Source organism: Sphaerotilus uruguayifluvii, from assembly GCF_013294065.1.
GTDB lineage: Bacteria > Pseudomonadota > Gammaproteobacteria > Burkholderiales > Burkholderiaceae_C > Sphaerotilus > Sphaerotilus uruguayifluvii.
Genome location: NZ_JABSNM010000046.1, coordinates 1 through 1193 on the forward strand (window position 1 = coordinate 1; position 1193 = coordinate 1193).

Below are 1193 nucleotides of genomic sequence, written 5' to 3' on the forward strand. Positions count from 1 at the left end.
CTGAGTAACCGTCTTTCGAGTCAAGCGCCGTGAAGCGATGTGTCCCAAGGTTTGTTGGTTTTGACCATGGCGTTGAGCATGGTCACGAGCTTGCGCATGCAGGCCACCAACGCCACCTTGGGCAGCTTGCCAGCGGCCTTGAGGCGGTCGTAGAAGGCCTTGATGGCGGGGTTGTGGCGCGCGGCAGTCAGCGTGGCCATGTAGAGCACGCGGCGCATCTCGAAGCGTCCGCCGACCACCCGTCTTCGGCCTTTGGAGTTTCCCGAATCGTTGGCCATGGGGGCCACGCCGACCAGGGCTGCGACCTCGCGTCGATTGAGCTTGCCCAACTCGGGCAACTCAGCGATCAGGGTGGCGCTGGCCACCGGACCGACGCCTTTGGCCGAGCGCAGCAGCTTGTCCAACTCGATGTAGTGCTCCTGGACGTGTTTGACCATCTGTGCCTCGACGTCGTCGAGCTGCTTGCGGATCGCCTCGATCATGGCTTCGATGCCTGGGCGTACCGCCGCAATGGCCAACTGCAGGCGCTGGCGCTCGGACAGCAGCATGGTCAGCAACTGGCGCCTGCGCGTGACCAGGGCGGCCAGCACCTGCTGATCGAGGTCGGTCAGCGGGCGCAGCAGCTTGGCGAGGTCGTCGCGACGCACCAGCACGCTGGCGAACTCGGCGAGCATGCGCGCGTCGATGGCGTCGGTCTTGGCCAGGCGGCCCATGGACTTGGCGAAGTCACGCGCCTGGCGTGGGTTGACCACCGCCACAGGCAGACCCGCCGCCTGCAGCGCGCAGGCCAGCGCAGCCTCGTAGCCGCCGGTGGCCTCCATCACCACCAGCGCCACACCCAGCGGCTGCAAAGTGGCTGCCAACGCCGAATGCCCATCGGCATCGTTGTCAAAACGTCGGGCGCCGAACTGCACGCCCAACACCGCGACATCGACGTGCGCCTTGGCCACGTCGATGCCCACCACCACTGAGGAAGCAGACATGGTCAACAGATCCCTTGCTTGTGCATGCGCTCTCGGCAAGGCCGGTGCGCGTAACCGTTCGGGCTTCGGGTTGACCAGCACGGTGATCGTGCGCCATCGACTCAGTCACGGGCTTCAAGGCCCAAGCCGCCACCAGGCTGCACGGTCCGGTCTGGCCGCCTCAACGGCGTTCAGACTCTACCGCGCTGGTCTGGTCTGAAACATACAAGC

The 1193-nt window shown here is 65.5% G+C and carries 1 protein-coding gene; it reads right to left on the reverse strand.

The genetic code is table 11. The features are described 5' to 3' along the window. Positions 1 to 20: 20 nt before the first annotated feature. Complete coding sequence (locus HNQ01_RS22110; RefSeq protein ID WP_173807664.1) at positions 21 to 983, reverse strand: IS110 family RNA-guided transposase; 963 nt, start codon at positions 981 to 983, stop codon at positions 21 to 23. Between the last annotated feature and the right edge of the window lie 210 nt (positions 984 to 1193).